Origin of the sequence: Micromonospora sp. C51 (assembly GCF_018070435.1) — a bacterium.
Taxonomy (GTDB): Bacteria; Actinomycetota; Actinomycetes; order Mycobacteriales; family Micromonosporaceae; genus Micromonospora; species Micromonospora sediminimaris.
On record NZ_JAGPXQ010000003.1, the window covers coordinates 355,443 to 373,754 of the forward strand.

The window sequence follows — 18,312 nt, forward strand, 5'->3', positions numbered from 1 at the left end:
GCGCAGGGAAGAACATGCAGACTCACCGGTTGACGCCGGCAGCAGTTCTGCCGGAGGTTCTTCCGTTTTCTTCGTGCTGCTGCTGCCGGCCGCGCCGTTTCCACCCGAAACGATCACGACCGCACGGCCGGCAGATCCGCGCCGTAGCGCGCCGGCCAGCGCCACCGCACCGCTTGGTTCCGCGCTCACACCGGCTCGGCGAAGGACACCCAGCGCGTGGGTGATCGCCTCGTCGGTCACGCCGATCAGATCGTCGACCCGGTGCCGAATGATCGGCCAGGGAACCGCACCGGGTCGTTGCCCGCGCAGACCGTCGGCGATCGTCATGGACGGTGGCAGCTCGGTCGGCGCACCCTGGGCAACGGAAACGGCGTAGCGGCGTGCGGACATCGGCTCCACCCCGACGACCCGCACCCGCCGGGACAGCGCCGACGCCGCCAGGCAGACACCGGCCAGCAGGCCACCACCGCCGGTCGGTACGAAGATCGTCGTGACGCCCGGCACCTGTTCGAGCACCTCAAGCCCGACCGTGCCGGCCCCGGCCACCACCAGCTCGTCGTCGGAGGAGGGCACGAATACCGCCCCGGTCGCCGCGGCGATGTCCGCGGCCCGACGGTCACGCTCGACCACGCCGCCGGTCACCTGGACCACGCTGGCGCCGAGGTTCCGGATCGTCCGGGCCTTGCCGTCGCTGGCCCCGGCGGCCATCACGATCGTCACCCTGATGCCCAGCGCGGCACCGAGCATGGCGACGGCGATGCCGTGGTTACCGGAGGAACCCGCCACCACCTCGTCCGCGTACCGGGCTAGCATCGCGTTCGCCGCGCCCCTGATCTTGAACGAGCCGCCGCGCTGACGGTGCTCGGCCTTGACCAGCACCCGCGAATCCAGCGCCAGCACCGGAGTCCGATCCACCAGGCCGGTGATCCGGTCGGCGGCCAGGCGCACGTCCGCGAGGGTGGGCTCGACACCTGTCGTCCTCATGGCCCGTCCACGGTGACCGCCCTGCGGTCGGTCTTGCCGCTGACCGTCGTCGGTAGACGGTCGATCCGGGCGAACCGTCGCGGGATCATGTAGTGGGGCAACGTCAGCGCCAGGTGGGCACGCAGCGCTGCGTCCGTCACCTCCGTCGACGCGGCGGCGACGTGCGCAATGAGGAAGACCCGGCCGCCGGCATCGGTACCCGAGGTGACCACCGCGCCGGTGACGGCGGGATGGGCCAGCAGCGCGCCCTCGATCTCGGCCGGGTCGATCCGGTAGCCCCGGACCTTGATCTGCCGGTCGATGCGGCCGAGATACACGAGGTCACCGTCGGGCAGCCGACGCGCCAGGTCACCGGTGCGGTACATCCGCGCGCCGGGCGCGCCGTGTGGGTCCGGCAGGAACCGGTCCGCGGTCAACCCCGGTCGGCCGCTGTACCCGCGCGCGACCCCACATCCACCGATCCACACCTCGCCGACACCGCCGTCCGGCACGGCGTGCAGCTCGTCGTCGAGCAGATGCACGCGCACACCGTCGATCGGTGACCCGATCAGGTCGACAGTCGTGTCCGGGACCGGCGGCACGGCGAAGCGGGTCGAGGTCATCGTGGTCTCGGTCGGGCCGTACTGGTTGAACATCCGTCCGGGCACCCGGCCCCGGCCACCGGCGACGAGAAACGGTCGCAGCGACTCACCGCTGGACACGGTCAACCGCAGGTCGGGCAGGTCGCTACGCCGCAGCGACGTCAGGAAGGTCGGGGTGGCCGACAGGATCGTGTTCACCCCCCACCGGCGCAGGGCCGCGACGAACTCACCGGCGCGCAACAGGGTGGAGCGCGGCACCAGGACCACCCGCCCGCCGGCGACGAGCGGGGCGAACGTGTCGCGGATCGAGGCGTCGTACCCGAACGGCGCGAGTTGCAGCACCACGGTGTCCGGACCGAGTTGGTAGTCGTCGACGATGAACCGTAGATAGTTGGTGACGCCGCGGTGCTCCAGCAGTACCGCGTTCGGGGGCCCGGACGAACCGGAGGTGTGACTGACGTAGGCCAGCGATCGGGGCGACACCGGTCGTAGGGGTGCCGGCGTGTCAGGCGCGTCGACGAACACGGTGGGGCCGTCGATGGCGAGGTCGTGCTGCCCGGCCCGGGACGGCGTGGTGACCAGGAACCGGGCCTGGGCGGTGCGGACCATCGCCGCCAGTCGCTGATCGGGCAGCTCGGTGTTGAGGGTGAGGAAGGCGCCACCCGCCCGGAGCACGGCCGCCATCGCGATGACGGCCTCCGGGCCACGGTCGACCATGACCGCGCAGACCTGCTCCGGTCCGACGCCCCGGGCGACCAGCGCCCGGGCCAACCGGTCGGTACGAGCGGCGAAATCCTCGTAACACAGGGCGGTGTCCGGGGTGACGATCGCCGGTGCGTCGGGCCGGGTCGTGGCGTGGGTCAGGATGTCGTCGAGAAACGTGGTCACAGCCCCGCTCCGCCGCTCGGCCGGTCGGCGGCGCACCACTCCAGGACCGCCCGGGCGCTGTGGTACTTGTTCTCGGCCTGGGCGAAGGCGATGCTGTCGGGCCCGTCGAGCACCACCCCGGTCACCTCCTCGCCCCGATGTGCCGGCAGGTCGTGCATGAACACCGCGCCCGGGCAGGCCGCCATCAACTCCTCGTTGACCTGGAACGGGGCGAACTCGGTACGCCAGTCGGGCGTCGGCTTCGTCGAACCCGTCGTCTGCCAACGGGTGGTGTAGACGACGTCGACCGCCGGCAGATCAGACACGTCGTGCCGCTGCTCGACCCGAGCGCCGCTACGCCGGGCGGAGACTGCCGCCTGGTCGAGGTAGCGCTGCTCCACGCCGTATCCGGGCGGGGTACGCAGGTGCAGCTCGGCGCCGGGGTACCGGGACAGCGCGAGGGTCAGCGCCGAGGCGGTGTTGTTCCCCTCCCCCACGTAGAGCATCCGTACGCCCTCGACCCGACCGAAATGCCGGACGATCGTGGTGAGGTCGGCGAGGGCCTGCGTCGGGTGTTCGACCGCGCTCATCGCGTTGATCACCGACATGCGCTTCTGGGCGGCGTACGCCCGAAGCTCGGACTCCGGACCGACCGTGCGGGCGACCAGGACGTCGAGCATGCCGGAGAGCACCGCGCCGGTGTCCTCCACCGACTCGCCGGTGGCCAGTTGCAGGTCGTTCGGGCCGTAGGTGATCAGACCGGCGCCGAGACGCAGCGCACCGGCGGAGAACGCGGTCCGGGTACGGGTGGAGGTCTTACGGAACAGCACGCCGACGACCGCCCCGGACAGGGGCTGGTCGGCTCCCGCGGAACCACGCGAGTACTCGGCGCCGCGCTGGACGATCCAGCGCAGTTGGTCGTCGGAGAGGTCGTCGATGGAGATCAGATGGCGTCGCTCGGTCATGCCGAGCCCCCTTCCAGGTGGCGATCGGCCGTGACCCCAGAGCCTGCGCGAGGCGCGGACCGTCGAACAGGGACGGAGTCGCACGACGCCTCTGCGTATTCGTCTCTATGGGCGGTACGCGTGGGCCGGCAACATCGGGTTCAGCTATTCGGATCACCCGACCATGCCGGAGGGGTCATGACTGACGACGGTGTCTACCGCGTCGTGCGCAACGACGAGGAGCAGTACTCGATCTGGTGGGCCGACCGGGAGCTGCCGCTCGGCTGGACCGCCGAAGGGACGTCCGGGTCGAAGCAGGAGTGCCTGGATCACATCGGGAAGGTGTGGTCGGACATGCGGCCGCGAAGCCTGCGGGAGCAGATGGCCCGGGCCTGACGGCCGAAGTCCGCACCGCACCACACCTCATGCCGCCCCGCCCCGCCGAACACGGCGTGCGGCGGGGCGGCAGCACAACGTCCCGTCGCCGAGGGCCGGCAGCTCAGCGCCGTGGACGCGGACAGCTACATCGACGCGACTCCAAAACCGTGATGGACGGGCAGCTCCAACTCCGAGGAGACACCATGATGGCCCCGACTATTGAGTCAGAGGTTCGTAGCTACTGCCGAAGCTGGCCGATCGTGTTCGACCACGGGCGTGGCAGCCGGATGTTCGCCGATGACGGCCGCGCCTACCTTGACTTCTTCGCCGGCGCGGGCGCCCTCAACTACGGCCACAACCATCCGACCCTCAAGCAGGCCCTGCTGGACTACCTGGAGCGGGACGGGGTCACCCACAGCCTCGACATGCTGACCGGCGCCAAGCAGGACTTCCTCACCGAGTTCGCATCGCAGGTGCTCGTTCCCCGTGGCCTGGACTACCGCGTGCAGTTCACCGGACCCACCGGCACGAACAGCGTCGAGGCCGCCCTCAAACTCGCCCGCAAAGTGACCGGACGCCACACCGTCGTCGCCTTCACCGGCGCCTTCCACGGCATGTCACTCGGCTCCCTGGCCCTCACCGGAAACGCCACCCTGCGCGCCGGCGCCGGCGTCCCACTCGGAAACACCTGGCGAGTCCCGTACGACGGCTTCGCCGGTGGTCAGGTCTCCGGGCTCACCCTGCTCGACACCATGCTCGCCGACAGCAGCAGCGGAATGGACCTACCGGCCGCCGTCATCGTGGAGACCGTGCAGGGCGAAGGTGGCATCAACCCGGCCCGCGCGATCTGGCTCGCCGACCTCGCCGAGCTGTGCGCCCGCCGCAACGTGCTGCTGATCGTCGACGACATCCAGATGGGTTGTGGCCGCACCGGCCCGTTCTTCAGCTTCGAACACGCCGGGATCACCCCCGACATCGTCTGCCTCTCCAAGTCCATCAGCGGGTACGGCCTGCCGATGTCCCTCACGCTCTTCCGCCCCGAACTCGACGTGTGGCAACCCGGCGAACACAACGGCACCTTCCGCGGCAACAACTTCGCCTTCGTCACCGCAGCCGCGGCGCTCAAGGAATTCTGGGTCGACAGCAAACTGGAGAAGCAGACAGCGGAACGGGACATCCTGCTGGAGGATTGGCTCGCGGAACTCGCCGAGCGGCACCAGGCGCACATCGCGACCTCACGTGGCCGGGGCATGGTGTGGGGTCTGGCCTTCCGGGAGCCGCACATGGCCCGACGGGTCGCCCAGGAGGCGTTCTCCCGTGGGCTGCTGGTGGAGAGATCCGGGTCCACCGACGAGGTGGTGAAGCTCATGCCGCCCCTGACCCTGACGGACGATGAACTGGCCGAGGGCCTCGGCATCCTGGAGCAGTCGGTGGCGGCAGCAGTCGCCTGCTGAGTCGCAGGCCCGCCGTACCCGGTGCACCCGCCGTACCCGGTGTAGCCGCTGGGCCCTTGCCGAACCCAAGATCCGGGCAACTTCCCTGTTGTTGCTGCCTCAGCCGACCGCGAGACAGCAAGAGCAGGGAAGTTGCCCGGATCTTGAACGTGTCAGTGCCGCCCGACCGGCTGCTTTGACTGGGGCAGGGGGTCCGGAGCCGCGAAGTGGCCTGAGCTGCGTGGGCCATGCCCGACCCCGGTTGGGCGGGCATCGGGATCTCCTGGACGACACCGTCACCGATCCGTGGGTTCAGCGGTGGGCCGCGGCATCCTCGATACCAGCACCCTCAGCGCCAACGACGTCACACCGATCCCCGGTGAACTGGCCATCAGCGTCGCCAGCCTCGCCGAACTCCAGTTCGGTGTCCTGATCGCGAAACCGCCGAGGCGAGGGCGCTCCATCTCACTTGGCTGAGCGCCATCCAACGCCGTTCGATCCGCTGCCCATCGACGCCGCCATCGCCGACAGCTACACACGACTGCCCGCCCGCGTCGTCGAGACCGGCCGCCAGCCACGAGCAAGGGTGACGGACCTCCTCATCGCCGCAACCGCACACGCCCACGACGTCGCCGTCTACCCTCGCCACGCCGACGACCTCGCAGGACTCGAGGACCTCATCACGATCCGCACCATCTGACGTCATCAGGTAATCCGGATCTGGCAGAGAGCACGCCGATGGCAACTCCGATTGCGGCACATTGAGGCTCGCCCTTCTGCCCCTGGAACCTGCTGGGAGTCCCCACCGCCCTGACCCTCCCGGCAGCCGACTGGCTAACCGATCGGGAAGACGGATGCGTGGCTCTGCGGGCATTGCCAGCAGGCAACACCATTGACGAGGGCTGCGATCGGAGGATGCGAGTGGCCGGGCAGACATCCGGGCCAGGCGGTGTCGCCCTCATCGAACTCTTTCTCCTGTAGCAGGTCGGCCAGCTCGACAACCGCCAGCTCCAGCTCGCCGGTTGGACGGAGACTGCCCAGGCTGCCCTCGTGCGCCTGTCCACGCCTGCCGAAGCACACATGCAAGGCGTCGAGGGCGTCGAGGTATACCCGTATCGGCTGAATGACGGCGCCCCGACGGGCGAAGTCCTGCGCCACCCGGTGCACCGCGCGCTCGTAACACGCCAGAGCGGCGAACAGCAGCTCGTCATCCTCGTCGCCGTTCGGCACTGGGCCAGGCTATTGCACCTCCTGGTCAGCGACGAGCAACCGGATCCAGACGTTTGAAGCGGAACGCAGACCCCGCTGTCCTGCCGCCAGCGGGAACGCCGGTCGGCGCCTGCTCACACGGCGTCTCCATCCGCCATCGTTGGTGGCTGGTTGACGACGTTTGACGCGCCTTGCGCCCCCTGTTCGTACAACTGGCTGACCTTCACCGGGTCCGTCGGCTCTCCTTGACCGTTACTGGCCAACTGGCCCAGCGGCAGCAACGCCCTGTCGTCCGAGCCAGCCACCTTCAGCTGCTCACGAGCTTCATCGAACGCCCGCCGCTGCACAGCGAGCACCCCGCGGGCGTACGCCGGCAGTCTCACGCCAAGCAGTGTGGGGAGACCGGAGGGGGCTCCCGTTCAGGGCAGCGCACGGCCGGCACCTGTCGGGGTGTAGGCAGGCGGGATACCGGGTACCTCGCGCCCGACTCCCATACCCCTGCCCAGGAGGACCCCATGACCGTCGTACTCGCCGTTGTCTGCAGCGACGGGGTGGTGATCGGCGCGGACTCCCAGATCACCGATAGCGACCGCGGTCTGAGCTTCCCCGCCCGGAAGCTGCACCCCTTGGGCTCCTGCGCCGCCTGGGGCGGCAGCGGCGCGCGGGGAGTACTCAACGACCTGCGCCCCCTCCTTGAGGACTCGGCCACCGCCATCCTCGAAGCACCCGACATCGGCGACGAGTTGCAGGAACACGTCCTGCCCGTCTTCAAGAAGCACTACGAGAACTACATCCCGGACGTGCCCGGCGAGGACGACGGCGGCGGGGTGTCGGCGTACCTCCTCGCGGCCGGCTACAGCCAGGGCGGGCCGTGGATCGTGGAGATCAACCCCAACGGGCTCATCGGCCGTTATGAGGACGTGGGCTTCCACGCCATCGGCTCCGGCGCGCCCATGGCCCAGCAGGCCGGCGCGCTGCTGTCCCACTTCCGGATGACCACGCGCACCGTCGAGTACGGCGTGGTGGGCGTGGTACGGGTGTTGGAGGCGCTGGATCGAACCTCGCCGTCGGTCGGCGGGCCGTTCAACGTCGCGTGCATCCGGGAGGAGGGCGCCCACGACCTTGACGAGAAGGAGATCGCCAAGGCGCTGAAGGACGCCCAGCGCTGGTGCGACCTCGAACAGGAAGCGCTCGACCGGCTGTTCGACTGACGACGGCGGGTGACAGTGACGACCGGCATCGTGGCGGCCGTCGGGGTGTCCACCGTGACATGAGCGCGCTTCCGGCTCGGGTGGATCGCCGGCGCACCGCGCACGTTCGGGGTGTCGTGTCAGGCGGCGATCATGACGCGGTCGCCGATCCGCAGTCGGCCCTCGCGTTGGACAGCGCCATATGCGCCGACGCAGGTCAGTTTGCCGAGGTCGAAGACCGGAACCCGGTTGAGCCGTGCGGCCGTGCGTAGCACTGCTGGGTCGTCGGGCAGGTATGTGCCTTGGGCGAGGGTGGGCACCGCGCAGCGCGGGGTGGGTGCGACGATGCGGATCTCGGCGTGGGCAGCGACGGTCATGGTCTGGTCTTGCCAGGTGTTCTCCGCGAAGGGTGCGGGGTCGTCCAAGCGCACCACGATGTTCGGGCGGAACCGTCGCGGGTCCATTCGGCCGCCGGGGTGCCGCCGGGCCAAGGCGTCCAGGGTGGCGGTGGTGATCACGTGGACGGCGGCGAAGTCGACAAAGGTGTTGCCGGGGGTGCCGGCCGCGAGGCTGCTGTGGGTCATCGTTCCGGTGCCGGGCTCGGTCGGCGGGGTCAGCCGTTCCATGCTCGCGTCTTGCGGAAGGGTGTCGGTCAGCCGTACGGGTCGTCCCAGGGCTCGCGACAGTGCGGAGTTGGCGGTGGGCGCGCCGGTGTGAAGCTGCTCGCCGTCGGGGCCGGTGACGACCACGCGGCCGTCCGGCTCGTGACGGGCGGCCATCGAGAGCAGGGCGCGCCACCTGCGCGGGTTCTTCGCGCTGGCGATCAGACCGGTCTCCTCGTCGATCAGGGCACAGCGGCGGTCGCCCACGACGCCTGAGGCGTCCAGGCGCGCCTCGATGAGGCCCTCGCCGCGCATGGACTTGACCGGGTACCGACCCAGCCACACCACTTCCCCCATGACTACCCCCTGAGTCCGCGCTGCCCAAGATAGCCGCGATCGGTCCCGTAGCGAGGTGGGCGAGGAGGAGTCGGTCGCGGTCGCGGACCCGCACCGCAAGAGCGCCTTTTCCCCGGTCCACCGCACATCTGGCCGAGGTGGTTCGCGCACCGCCAACCACGGGCTCACATTTCCCCAGTTCCCCGTCATCGTGACCGTGGGCAGCGACCTCGATCCATCATCAGGTGGCTGTCCCACAGACGAGATCGCAGTGTGCGCAGGTACCCAGCCCTCGGTAAGAACACAAAGCCGCGTGCTCATGCCGATGTGCGTGCACTCGATCTGTAACCGTCATCGGATGCTTTCCGATCACATTCTCGATCATGGGACATCGGAGCGACTTGCCCAGCCGCTAGCATCGCGCTGATTCCCGTCCCCCATTACGGAGACCTTCATGCGCGCACTTGCCGCCGCCGCCCTCGCGGGCGTGCTCGTGGCCGTCCTCCCGGCAACGGCCGCCCTGGCCGCCAACCCCAAGCCGGATGTCGCGGTGACTTCCGCCGCCGACAAGGCCAACTACGCCGTGGGCGAGACCTTCACCATCACGGTCACGGTGAAGAACAAGAGCTCCGTCGACGCCAAGCACGTTCACTACACCGGCGGCGACAGCGAGGGCGTCGACGGTGTCGTCTACGGTGAGCTGTCAACCGGCTTCGACCTCGCCGCCGGCGCCACCAAGACCGTTCAGCTCACCGGCAAGACCAACCACGTGGCGTGGCAGTTGGGCCGCGGATACGTCGCCTTCGAGCTTACCGCCGACAACGGCGAGGCCAACGACGCCGACAACGTCACCGGCGTTCGGCTGCTGGTGGCGGGCGCCTTCGACGATCTCGGTGGCTACGTCTTCCAGAGTGAGTCCTATGACGCCGAGTGGACGCCCCAGACGCCCGGCGTCTCGGGTGTCAAGGTCGTCGCCACCAGTGCCGACGGCGAGACGAAGTACGCCGAGGCCGTCACGGACGCCAAGGGCCTGTTCCGTCTCGCCCACCTCCCAGCCGGCGAGGTCCTGCTGACCTTTACCGCCCCGGCAGGCTGGAAGACCCTGGCCGGCGAGAACGGCGAGGACGACCACACCCCGGCGCAGGTTATCGCCGACGACAGCGACGAGCCGTACATCTTCGTACCGGCAAAGAAGGTCGCCGTGAGCTCGCCGAGTGTCTCGCCGTCGGCGTCGTCGTCGAGCAGCATCTCGCCGTCGGCGTCGTCGAGCGCCGGCCCGGGCCTGCCGGTCACCGGCGACAACACCATGCTGCTCGTCGGTGCGGGTACGGTCGCCGTCGCGGTGGGCATCGCGCTGGCGCTCGTCGCACGGCGCCGCCGCGTACACCTGCAGGCCTGATCGACCGAGATCGCTCCAGCCGCCGAGCACCGCAGGCTGTAGCGTCCCCTGCTATGTCGAGCAAGGCGAAGGGCGCCGAGGTCCCAGCACCCCGCTGGAGCCTCGGCGCCGCGACTCCGGCTGCGCCGTCGAGTCACTTCCACCGACGAGATCAGGTTCACGCTCATGCCGCCGGCCGGGCGCTACCCGGCGTGACGAAGATCGTGGATGCCCTGCGTCCGATCGTGCCGAAAGTAGTGCGCACGGCCAGTGGTGGTGCCACAGGGTCTGGTCGGGTAAGGCGCTGGCTGAAAGTCGTGCCGGAGGTCGGTTCAACCATCACGTCGTCCAGGCGAGTTCGTACGAGCAGCGGTTCGCGAAGCACCCTGTGGCAGGAGAGTTCATGGTGCCTTCATGCAGGTTTTCGTGCGAGCCGCAGCCCGATGGTGTCGATCTCTGTCACACCTGGCAACTCGGTAGGCGCCGGTTGTTGGTCCGCTGGCCGTCGGCTGGGTCAGCAGCCCAGGCCGTCCTTGTACCACTTTGGGACCTCACCGTCGGCGACCTTGTCGGCGATCTCCCAGACGACCTCGGGGTAGTCACCTTCGTCGTTCATGTCGTGCAGCACCTTCCACTGGTGGCTGCTGCGCAACGCTGCGGCTGCCTGCGTGACCGCCTGTTCGTCGCCGGCGGAGTCAGCCCGGATCCACTCGGCGATCCAGTCGCAAGTAACCCTGCCGGTCACTGCGGCACCGAACTGGTACGGGTCGTTGGCCCCGGCGTTGTCCAATACCGACACGTCGAAGCCCGGCGGAGACGGCATGTCGGCGAGTATCTTTGCGGCTTCCTCCCGGACGTCACCCGGCGTGACGATCTCCGGCGGCAACGCCTTGAGGAACGACTCGGCATCCACCTTGATCACGTGAGTGAGGATCCCGTTGAAGGTGGCCCGCGTCCAGTTGCCCCCGGTTCGCAACTCGACAAAGGTGCCGTCGTGCGGCTTGAGCATGGCCGCCATGTCGTTCTCGCTGTAGGTGAAGATGCTGGCCGGCCGGTTCGCGACGGTGGTGACCTGTGGTTCGCTGACCTGTAGCCGGTCGTCGTAGTAGTCCTGGTACTGCTCGTCCGGGTACCAGTTCATCTGCAGGCTGCGGTCCCCGTTCTGGAATTCGATGTTGCCGCTCTCCTCGGCGAACCCGTAGACGCTGATCGCCTTCCAGCCCGGCTCATCGATCAGCAGGCGTGGGTGCTGCTGCGCGGCCTTCAGGTCGAGTTCCCACCCGCTGATCGCGGCCGTGCCCCCACCGGGCAGGCCGGTCGGTCCGGCGTACAGGTCGTCGGGCTGCGCGGACCACAGCGACGAGGCGGCGATGATGCCGGCCACGGCCGCCGCAGCGGCCGTGGCGCCGGCGAGTTGACGGACGAGGCTACGGCGCAGCGGTCTCGCCGGCACCGGGTCGAGTTTCGGGGTGGACATGATCTCCTCCAGGAGATGCTGATCCGCCCCATCGAGGCGCTGGATGATCTCAGGTCGATAGGGGTCGGCGTCTCGAACCAGGCGGTCGAGGTGCTCGTCGGTCATCTGCCCTCCTTCGGGACGGGTACGGCCAGGACATCGAGTACATGTCCGGGTGCGTCAGGGCCGTCACCGATGAGTTCGCGCAGCCGGGCCCGCGCTCGTGACAGGCGGGTCCGGGCTGCGGTCGGGCTCACCCCGACCACCTCCGCCGCCTCCCGGGGCTGTAGGCCCTCCCAAACGGTGAGCAGCAGCATCTCCCGGTCCGTGTCGTTGAGTCGGCGCAGCGCGGCCTGCACGGCTAGCCGCTGCGGCACCTCACTGCCCGGATCGGCCGTGGGCACCGCGGTCAGACATTGCCGGAGCCGCTCACCCAACCGCTCACGGCGGATCCCGCTGCGGTGGTGGTTCGCCAGCACTCGGCGGGCCACCCCGTACAGCCACAGCCGGATCTCATCGTCGCCGGGCAGGCCGGCGCTACGCCGCCACGCCACCAGGAAGGTCTCCGCAACCACGTCGGCGGCGTCGGCCGGCTGCTCGACACGACGTGACGCGTACGCGAGAAGCGCTTCGAAGTTGCTGGCGTAGACGCGCCGAAACCGGTCCTCAGAGCTCACGTCTTTGCATGTCCGGCACCGGACTCATCGTGACACCACAATACCGCCGGCCGATTCGGTTTGATCTACGTGACGCCTACCCGCAGCCAATCCGGGCGATCTCCACGGCGTTCCGGCGGGTCGACCGCGACGAACTCATGCCTGGAACCACGCCGTGTCACGCACTGCGCTCGCATCGACGGCCAGCAAGCCATGCACATCTACACATGCTCGTCTTTCCCGGGAAGCGCGCCTCTGCCGCCAGGCGCGCGCCAAGCGTCATACAAACCGCGACGGCCGGGGCGAGCCGACCAGCTCCTCGCACTCCCGCCTCAGACGAAATCGCTGGCGCGCTGCGGTACTGGTCGAGCACACTCGCGATCATGCTGGGTTCCTGGCGTAGCGTCCCTGATCTACTCGCCGCGCAGGCGCGCGGAGAACGGATCAAGTTCCTGTACTTCTGGGGGCACCAGCCGGAGCATGACGGCAGCGTCGGCGCTGGATGCTTGAGCCAGTGGTGGCCGGCGCCGTTCACAACAGACGGCCTCGTTTTCGACACCGCCGAGCACTACATGATGTGGCGCAAGGCCACCCTGTTCGGCGACGACGCGATCGCCGAGCGGATCCTCACCGCCCCGCACCCGCACGCGGCCAAGGCGCTCGGCGGCCGGGTTGCCAACTTCGATCAACAAACGTGGGACGCGCACCGCTTCGACATCGTGGTGGCCGGCAACCTGGCCAAGTTCGGCCAGCACGCCGACCTGCGCGTCTTCCTGCGCGGCACCGGACAACGGGTCCTGGTCGAGGCGAGCCCGGTGGACCGGATCTGGGGCATCGGGCTGACTCGCGACGACCCTGCTGCCTTTGATCCGAATCGGTGGCAGGGCCTCAACCTGCTCGGCTTCGCACTTATGCAAGTCCGTGAGGTCCTCCAGGACCAGACAAAGCGGTAGCCGCTGCCAGACGCCGAGTGCACGGATCTGCCGCAGGCCGGGCGTCACGTTGCGTGACGTAGTGCGGTGAGGTCGAGCGCGTGGTCGTGCCGATGAGCGTGCTGGCCGCGGCATCTAATCTGGCCGACCGTCCACCGCGATCCTAGGATCGACTGTCATGGAACTGATACGAAGCGTGGTCGTATTCGACGCCTCTGACCTGCACGCTGAGAGTGCGTTCTGGGCGGGAATGCTCGGTGGGCACGTCTTTAAGGATGAGACGTTCCACAGCGTCATCGACGCGGCAGGTGAGTGGCGAATCGGCGTCCAGCTCGCGCCGAAGCACGTTCCTCCCGACTGGCCAGAGGGCGCGCCTCAGCAGGTACACATGGACCTCCACGTTGAGAACCCCAGGCAGGCGCATGAACAGGCGATGATGCTCGGTGCCCGCTTACTCCAAGCCGGTGACCTGGAAAGCGACGAGGGGCACCAGGTGTACGCCGATCCAGCCGGCCACCCGTTCTGCATCGGCTGGGGGCAACCCTCCCGAGAGGCGCTGGCAACGTTCGTCCGCGAGAGGTTGGGATAGGCGGAACTTCTCCCGACTTCTGTGCTCGCTGACGCACGCTCATGCCGCAGATGGTGCGCTGCCGGTGCCGCTGATCGGTCGTGCCAATGCGTGGATGTCGCGTGACGTCGGCGAGGTCAGCCCTCGTGGTGGAGCAGAAGCCCCGCGATTTCCTGGACTCGTTTCACGCTGATGCCGATGCGTTGCTCTACTGACAGAGGGTGGTCAGTCGGTTCGAGGACGATATGTGGTCGTGTGCCGACCTGCTCGGTGTGCACCTCGGTCTTGAGGTTCAACGTCTCGATCGGATAGGCCGGAAGCTCGGTGGACAGCCAGCCGAAGTACGCCGGCTCCTGCTCTCGCCCAGGCGTCGTCCAGACATCCAGCATCCGGCTGAAGCTCGTGCTGCTCAGCGACACCCAAACGCCCCACTCGAAAACGGCATCAGCGTCAATGACAGGTATGACCAAACGCGCACGGACGAAGTAGTGCTGTGCCTGGATGATGCAGATCTCGTCCTCAAGGACACTGCGTTCGTCGCTGTTGAGACCGTCTCGCCAGTAGGCCGGGGCTGGGGTCCAGTACGAGAACGGCGGGCCCTCATGGCGCTGACCACAACTGTGGCACACGAAACCGTGATCGATCACGGACGAGACGGTACAGCCCCTGCCTGAGCTACTGAGACGGCGTCGGCGAACCGATGTTCCTCATGCCGCAGTTGGCGCGACTCGCGCCGCGCTGCACGGCCCCGCGTGGCTGGCGATCTGGTGTGTGGACTCAGGTTCCGATCCGGATGCTCAGCTGAGTGCCAAGCTGGCGGAAGCCCAGCGCCCGCGCCACTCGGCGTGACGGCTCCGGTCGAGCCCGCCACTGCGGTAGCAGCCGGTTCGCCAAGCCGTCGGCGGCTGCGGCGGAGGCAACGGCACGTGCCAGTCCACGCTCGCGTTGATCTGGCCTGGTGAGGACGCACATGTGAGCCACCATCCCCGGCCAGCACCGGTAGCCAGCCGCCGCGACGACGTGATTCCCGCAGCGGACCACGAACGCCGCAGAGGTGATATCGGCCAACCCGCATTCGTCGGCGTCGTCCACCGGGACAGAGGCCAGGAGCCTAACGAGATCGGCATGTCCACCAGGAACCACATCCACGGTGTCGAGTCCGACCGGCTGGAAGTCACCTTCATCGAGATAGGCCAGACTCGCCGGACCCAGCACCTCGGCGACCGGCAGGACGGCGCGTAGCCGGTCAGAGTCGGTCAGTACCCCGACCGGTATACCTCGCAGCACCTCACGTACGGTCCCGGCCCAGCTGTCTGCCGGCACGGTGACGATCGCGGCGTCGCCCAACGCGACGATCCCGACCCAGCCCAGCGGAGACAACCGCGATCCCCCCGAGACGACTACGTCAATGCCACCGTCAGCGGCAAAGGCCATCGGAACGCCAGCCATCTCAAGCCAGACCTCCCGAGCCCGAGCAAGCAACGGATCACAGGCCACGAACGCATCCTCAGGCATCGTCCAACATTCACGCCACAGAGTTCACAGCTGTCAGCGTCGGCGCGCCCTCTTCTCGACGCGTGGGGCAGGAGGAGTAACCAGGGTGACGTCTGCGGCTGAATCGGCGATCGTGTTGCGGTGAGGAGCGCGGACGACATGAACGACGACGAGAACTGGACGGGCGGCTTCTACGAACTCTGCCTGGTTCTCGGCGCAGCTGACGATGACAACGTCGACCGGGCCCTACGGTCCCTGTGGCGCGCTGTCGGCGTTCAGGGCTGCCATGTGCGTCGAGCCGACGGGAGCGGATTCGCGGCGGTCGAGCCTGGCGTGGCAGCCCTCCACGCACATGGCCACTTGCGCGGGACGCTCACGCTGCCCTCGGGCGCCCGCGTCGTCTGCGGTGGTTTCCTGTCCCGCTACGGGGGCCTGGATACCTTGGAGCTCTACCTACCGCTGGGCGCGTTGGCCCGAGTCGACCGCCGCATCGGCGGCTATCCCTTCGACGAATCCAGCGGCGTGGAGTCGTTGACGTGGCGTAGCGCGCTCGACCGGTGGCTGGCCGACGTCGCGATTGCCGTATACGGCGAGGTGCCGTTCCACCGCGCGCTCATCGGTTTCGAAGTCGATGAGGACTGCGGTATCAGTGGCGATCAGCGGTATGCCGCGGTCCTGATGCCCCGCGCCGACGGCTTGGAGTACCGCCCCGCCAACGCCTGAGACGCGACGAGTCATTCGACTCGACATCGAGGACGTCCTGCCTAGTCGATCTCCGCAACAACGCACGGACATGCCGCCGACCGGGCGTCGCGTTGTAAGACCAACGTGCCGAACGCTCGGCGCGCGGCCCTGCCGATGAGCGTGCACGGGAGCGGTGCGGCTCGCTTCGTAGGGTTCCGGTGTGCGCTCACTGACTGAACTGGTCGATACCGATGATCCAGCGTGGCCCGAGATCGAGACTGCGGTCGCCGCCGCACCGTATCCGGTTGTCGTGCTCGCCGCTAACTCGCAGCGCGCCGACGAGGAGCTGCTGCGGCTGCAGGTGACGACGCGGTCATGGTTGGGTGCGGTGGTACACCGCAGCGGTGGCCTGGTGCTCGATTATGGGTGGCTGCGAGTCCTGGGATCAGGTAACGACGAAGTTCACCTGGCCAGTCTCGGCGAGATCAATGACAACGTCGCCGGTGGCGTCATCGTGGCGCAAGACGTCCTGGGCGGTCAGTTCGCCTGGATGCCGGACTCTAGCGGCAAGCCGACGATCTGGTATCTCGCACCGGACACGGTGCGCTGGGAGGACTGCGAGCGGGGTTACGGCGACTGGCTCGCCGCCATGATCGGTGGTGCGGTGACGGGGTTCTACGAGTCTCTGCGCTGGCAGGGATGGGTCGAAGAGGTTAGAGCGTGTCGACTCGACGAGGCCATCAACGTCATTCCTCCGCTGTGGACCAAGGAAGGCAAGGATCTCAACGCGGCATCGCGCCGCCCGGTACCGATGTCCGAGGCGATGTCCCTGCTCGGCGTGACGCAAGACGGTCAACGCGACACGTAGAGACGCGACTTGGGCTTCACTGATCTGCCGCCGACAAGGCGTGCCTGCGCTGTGCGGCTGGCCCGTCCAGGATCCCGGTTCGGCCGGCGTGCTACGGCCCGGGTTGCCCGGGTGGGGTGGTGCCGGAAACCGCGTGCAGGAGTGCGCAGAGCACCTCGCGGGTGTGCGGTTCGTCGAGCACCTCGCTGATCCACGCCGCGGCGCCGGCCCGATCCGGGTTACGAACATTCGGCTCCAGCCAGTCCGTGGCGGCGATCTCGGCGATGTGGCCCAGTTGCGCGATGAGCATCGAGAAATCGCCGGGGCGGGCGACCGTCGCCGGACCGCTGCCCGCCACGTACGCCGACATCAGCGCGCGTGCCCGGCCTGGATCTGACCGGCCGAACTCGAACAACACACAGGCGAGTTCCTGACCCGGGTCGGCCGGTCCGCTGTTCTCCCAGTCGATCACGCACACCCCGCCCTGGGCCGTCCGCAGGATGTTGTCGGCCCACAGGTCACGGTGACACGTCCGCAACGTCGCCGGCTGCTCCAGCCACGACTCCAACGCGACCAGTTCGTCGCGCAGTGCCGCCAGCCGGCCGGCGAACGGCGCCCCGGCCTGGCGCAGCCGCTCGATGAGCCTGTCCCAGGCGGGCGCGCCCACCGGTGCGATGTACCACGGGTCCAGTTGACCACCGGCAGGGACCACCACCCGGTGGATCGCGGCCACTGCGGCGCCCACCAGGACCGGGTCCACACCCGGATCGGGTGCGTCGAGATCAATCCACTCGTACACCCGCACCTGCCGGCCACCCACCCGGGCCAGGACACGCCCGTCGGTGGCGCGTCGCACCGCCGGCACCGGTACGCCAGCGGCGCACGCCGCCTCCTGGAACCGGGTCGACGCCCGCACTCGGTCCTCGCCAGACTCGTGGAACGGCACCTTCACCGCCCACCGGCCGTCCACCGTCTCAAGCCGCCACACCTCGCCCTGCCGGCCCCGAGCGACCGGCCCGTCGGACAACTCCCGGGCCCGGCCGAGCCCGAACCGGTCGGCCAACTCCGCAGCATCCACGACGCCCACTACAACACAACCGGGCACGACCCAGTCGTGCCGCCCGCGCCTCTTTGTCTGGGTCGCGCCATCGGTGCTGGTGCGGGCATTGCCAGTTCGGCAGCTCATCATCGACCAGGCAGCCGCCGAGTGCCAGTTACCCGTCAGCGGCGGCCTCCCGTGCTTCCGGGACGGGGAGACCAAACAGCAGAGGAACTCCCCGGTCCCCACAACGAGGGCAGGTACGGCTCACGTCGACACCGTACCGAGCCGGCGTCCTGATCTGGCCGCCGATCACGCGTCACATCATGTTCGGAGCGCGGTGAGGTCGAGCGCCGGTCGTGGCGATGACCATGCGCCCCGAACTAAGCGGAAGCCAGGTCGTCCAAGCCGAGGTCGGTGATCTATCCTCTGACTTCCTCATCGCGACAGGCGGGCAAGGGTGGCATGAGCTACGCAGCGCTGATCCGGCCGGTGATCGACCGGGTTTACGTGGGCCTTCGGAGCACGGGACGAGACCGCATGCGAGCGGTCTATGACCGGTACGACGTACGGCCCGGCTTCGAGACCAGCTTCTACTTCGGGCTACTAGTGCCGTGACCACGAACGTTCGCGGTGTTGGATGACACGCCGTTCGGCTTGTCGGCCGGGCGGCGTCGCGGCGGTCAGGCTGTGGCGGTGGCAGATCCCGTACGCGTGCGGCGGCTGAGTGATCA

General features: G+C 68.4%; 21 protein-coding genes and 1 pseudogene. 11 read left to right on the plus strand and 11 right to left on the minus strand.

Features of this window, described 5'->3' with window-relative positions:
* Positions 1-45: 45 nt before the first annotated feature.
* From KBX50_RS06790 to KBX50_RS06800, 3 genes and pseudogenes are all read right to left on the minus strand, one after another.
* Positions 46-984 (minus strand): annotated as a pseudogene (locus tag KBX50_RS06790) (threonine/serine dehydratase); the annotation flags it as partial.
* Complete coding sequence (locus KBX50_RS06795) at positions 981-2,453, minus strand: amino acid adenylation domain-containing protein (protein WP_210935548.1); 1,473 nt, start codon at positions 2,451-2,453, stop codon at positions 981-983. The gene KBX50_RS06795 and the pseudogene KBX50_RS06790, both read right to left, overlap by 4 nt.
* A complete protein-coding gene (locus tag KBX50_RS06800) occupies positions 2,450-3,397 on the minus strand; it encodes an ornithine carbamoyltransferase (RefSeq protein WP_210935549.1) in 948 nt (315 codons plus the stop codon). Before KBX50_RS06800 ends, KBX50_RS06795 begins: the two co-directional genes overlap by 4 nt.
* Positions 3,398-3,574: 177 nt before the next feature.
* Between KBX50_RS06800 and KBX50_RS06805 the strand changes: the two genes are divergently transcribed.
* The 4 genes from KBX50_RS06805 (at position 3,575) to KBX50_RS32695 (ending at position 5,887) form a co-directional block, all read left to right on the plus strand.
* A complete protein-coding gene (locus KBX50_RS06805) occupies positions 3,575-3,772 on the plus strand; it encodes an MbtH family protein (protein ID WP_093402962.1) in 198 nt (65 codons plus the stop codon).
* Positions 3,773-3,960: 188 nt separating this feature from the next.
* Positions 3,961-5,208 (plus strand): diaminobutyrate--2-oxoglutarate transaminase, encoded by a 1,248-nt coding sequence (gene ectB, locus KBX50_RS06810; RefSeq protein WP_210935622.1) that lies wholly within the window; start codon positions 3,961-3,963, stop codon positions 5,206-5,208.
* Between the two features lie 297 nt (positions 5,209-5,505).
* On the plus strand, positions 5,506-5,664 hold the full coding sequence (locus KBX50_RS32690) for a hypothetical protein (RefSeq protein ID WP_247673209.1): 159 nt from the start codon (positions 5,506-5,508) through the stop codon (positions 5,662-5,664).
* Positions 5,657-5,887, plus strand: a complete 231-nt coding sequence (locus tag KBX50_RS32695; protein WP_247673210.1) for a hypothetical protein — start codon at positions 5,657-5,659, stop codon at positions 5,885-5,887. The genes KBX50_RS32690 and KBX50_RS32695 overlap by 8 nt, the downstream gene beginning before the upstream one ends.
* Before the next feature lie 134 nt (positions 5,888-6,021).
* Here the strand turns inward: KBX50_RS32695 and KBX50_RS06820 are convergent, their stop codons facing one another.
* Both KBX50_RS06820 and KBX50_RS06825 read right to left on the minus strand, forming a co-directional pair.
* On the minus strand, positions 6,022-6,417 hold the full coding sequence (locus KBX50_RS06820) for a hypothetical protein (protein ID WP_210935550.1): 396 nt from the start codon (positions 6,415-6,417) through the stop codon (positions 6,022-6,024).
* Positions 6,418-6,530: 113 nt separating this feature from the next.
* A complete protein-coding gene (locus KBX50_RS06825; RefSeq protein WP_210935551.1) occupies positions 6,531-6,779 on the minus strand; it encodes a hypothetical protein in 249 nt (82 codons plus the stop codon).
* Between the two features lie 132 nt (positions 6,780-6,911).
* On the opposite strand from KBX50_RS06825, the gene KBX50_RS06830 reads away from it, so the two are divergent.
* Positions 6,912-7,607, plus strand: a complete 696-nt coding sequence (locus tag KBX50_RS06830) for a proteasome protein (RefSeq protein WP_210935553.1) — start codon at positions 6,912-6,914, stop codon at positions 7,605-7,607.
* Between the two features lie 119 nt (positions 7,608-7,726).
* Here the strand turns inward: KBX50_RS06830 and KBX50_RS06835 are convergent, their stop codons facing one another.
* Positions 7,727-8,545 (minus strand): MOSC domain-containing protein, encoded by an 819-nt coding sequence (locus KBX50_RS06835; protein WP_210935555.1) that lies wholly within the window; start codon positions 8,543-8,545, stop codon positions 7,727-7,729.
* A 433-nt stretch (positions 8,546-8,978) separates the two neighbouring features.
* Here KBX50_RS06835 and KBX50_RS06840 point away from each other — a divergent pair, with 433 nt between their 5' ends.
* Positions 8,979-9,923, plus strand: a complete 945-nt coding sequence (locus tag KBX50_RS06840; RefSeq protein WP_210935557.1) for an SdrD B-like domain-containing protein — start codon at positions 8,979-8,981, stop codon at positions 9,921-9,923.
* A gap of 493 nt (positions 9,924-10,416) precedes the next feature.
* On the opposite strand, the gene KBX50_RS06845 is transcribed toward KBX50_RS06840, so the two are convergent.
* On the minus strand, positions 10,417-11,484 hold the full coding sequence (locus tag KBX50_RS06845; protein ID WP_210935559.1) for a hypothetical protein: 1,068 nt from the start codon (positions 11,482-11,484) through the stop codon (positions 10,417-10,419).
* Positions 11,481-12,035: an RNA polymerase sigma factor gene (locus KBX50_RS06850; RefSeq protein ID WP_210935561.1), complete on the minus strand. Its 555-nt coding sequence runs from the start codon at positions 12,033-12,035 to the stop codon at positions 11,481-11,483. Before KBX50_RS06850 ends, KBX50_RS06845 begins: the two co-directional genes overlap by 4 nt.
* Positions 12,036-12,397: 362 nt before the next feature.
* Here KBX50_RS06850 and KBX50_RS06855 point away from each other — a divergent pair, with 362 nt between their 5' ends.
* The gene (locus tag KBX50_RS06855; protein WP_210935563.1) at positions 12,398-12,967 is read left to right on the plus strand and encodes an NADAR family protein; all 570 of its coding nucleotides are present in this window, start codon (positions 12,398-12,400) and stop codon (positions 12,965-12,967) included.
* 157 nt (positions 12,968-13,124) lie between these two features.
* Positions 13,125-13,535 (plus strand): VOC family protein, encoded by a 411-nt coding sequence (locus KBX50_RS06860; RefSeq protein ID WP_210935565.1) that lies wholly within the window; start codon positions 13,125-13,127, stop codon positions 13,533-13,535.
* Between the two features lie 116 nt (positions 13,536-13,651).
* Here KBX50_RS06860 and KBX50_RS06865 read toward each other — a convergent pair whose 3' ends face one another.
* The gene (locus tag KBX50_RS06865; protein ID WP_307870868.1) at positions 13,652-14,161 is read right to left on the minus strand and encodes a DUF2199 domain-containing protein; all 510 of its coding nucleotides are present in this window, start codon (positions 14,159-14,161) and stop codon (positions 13,652-13,654) included.
* Positions 14,162-14,291: 130 nt separating this feature from the next.
* The gene (locus tag KBX50_RS06870) at positions 14,292-14,894 is read right to left on the minus strand and encodes a GNAT family N-acetyltransferase (protein ID WP_210935567.1); all 603 of its coding nucleotides are present in this window, start codon (positions 14,892-14,894) and stop codon (positions 14,292-14,294) included.
* A gap of 273 nt (positions 14,895-15,167) precedes the next feature.
* Between KBX50_RS06870 and KBX50_RS06875 the strand changes: the two genes are divergently transcribed.
* Positions 15,168-15,731 (plus strand): hypothetical protein, encoded by a 564-nt coding sequence (locus tag KBX50_RS06875; protein WP_210935569.1) that lies wholly within the window; start codon positions 15,168-15,170, stop codon positions 15,729-15,731.
* 181 nt (positions 15,732-15,912) lie between these two features.
* Positions 15,913-16,560: a DUF2625 family protein gene (locus KBX50_RS06880; protein WP_307870869.1), complete on the plus strand. Its 648-nt coding sequence runs from the start codon at positions 15,913-15,915 to the stop codon at positions 16,558-16,560.
* Positions 16,561-16,651: 91 nt separating this feature from the next.
* Here KBX50_RS06880 and KBX50_RS06885 read toward each other — a convergent pair whose 3' ends face one another.
* Positions 16,652-17,617, minus strand: coding sequence for a phosphotransferase enzyme family protein (locus tag KBX50_RS06885; protein WP_210935571.1), 966 nt, complete (start codon positions 17,615-17,617; stop codon positions 16,652-16,654).
* Positions 17,618-18,043: 426 nt separating this feature from the next.
* Here KBX50_RS06885 and KBX50_RS06890 point away from each other — a divergent pair, with 426 nt between their 5' ends.
* Complete coding sequence (locus KBX50_RS06890; RefSeq protein ID WP_210935628.1) at positions 18,044-18,196, plus strand: hypothetical protein; 153 nt, start codon at positions 18,044-18,046, stop codon at positions 18,194-18,196.
* Positions 18,197-18,312 lie beyond the last annotated feature (116 nt).

Coding starts and splice junctions, on each gene's coding strand:
- KBX50_RS06800 (WP_210935549.1), bottom strand. CDS start 3,397: ATGACCGAGCGACGCCATCTGATCTCCATCGACGACCTCTCCGACGAC.
- KBX50_RS06805 (WP_093402962.1), top strand. CDS start 3,575: ATGACTGACGACGGTGTCTACCGCGTCGTGCGCAACGACGAGGAGCAG.
- ectB (WP_210935622.1), top strand. CDS start 3,961: ATGGCCCCGACTATTGAGTCAGAGGTTCGTAGCTACTGCCGAAGCTGG.
- KBX50_RS06830 (WP_210935553.1), top strand. CDS start 6,912: ATGACCGTCGTACTCGCCGTTGTCTGCAGCGACGGGGTGGTGATCGGC.
- KBX50_RS06835 (WP_210935555.1), bottom strand. CDS start 8,545: ATGGGGGAAGTGGTGTGGCTGGGTCGGTACCCGGTCAAGTCCATGCGC.
- KBX50_RS06840 (WP_210935557.1), top strand. CDS start 8,979: ATGCGCGCACTTGCCGCCGCCGCCCTCGCGGGCGTGCTCGTGGCCGTC.
- KBX50_RS06845 (WP_210935559.1), bottom strand. CDS start 11,484: ATGACCGACGAGCACCTCGACCGCCTGGTTCGAGACGCCGACCCCTAT.
- KBX50_RS06855 (WP_210935563.1), top strand. CDS start 12,398: ATGCTGGGTTCCTGGCGTAGCGTCCCTGATCTACTCGCCGCGCAGGCG.
- KBX50_RS06860 (WP_210935565.1), top strand. CDS start 13,125: ATGGAACTGATACGAAGCGTGGTCGTATTCGACGCCTCTGACCTGCAC.
- KBX50_RS06875 (WP_210935569.1), top strand. CDS start 15,168: ATGAACGACGACGAGAACTGGACGGGCGGCTTCTACGAACTCTGCCTG.
- KBX50_RS06890 (WP_210935628.1), top strand. CDS start 18,044: ATGAGCTACGCAGCGCTGATCCGGCCGGTGATCGACCGGGTTTACGTG.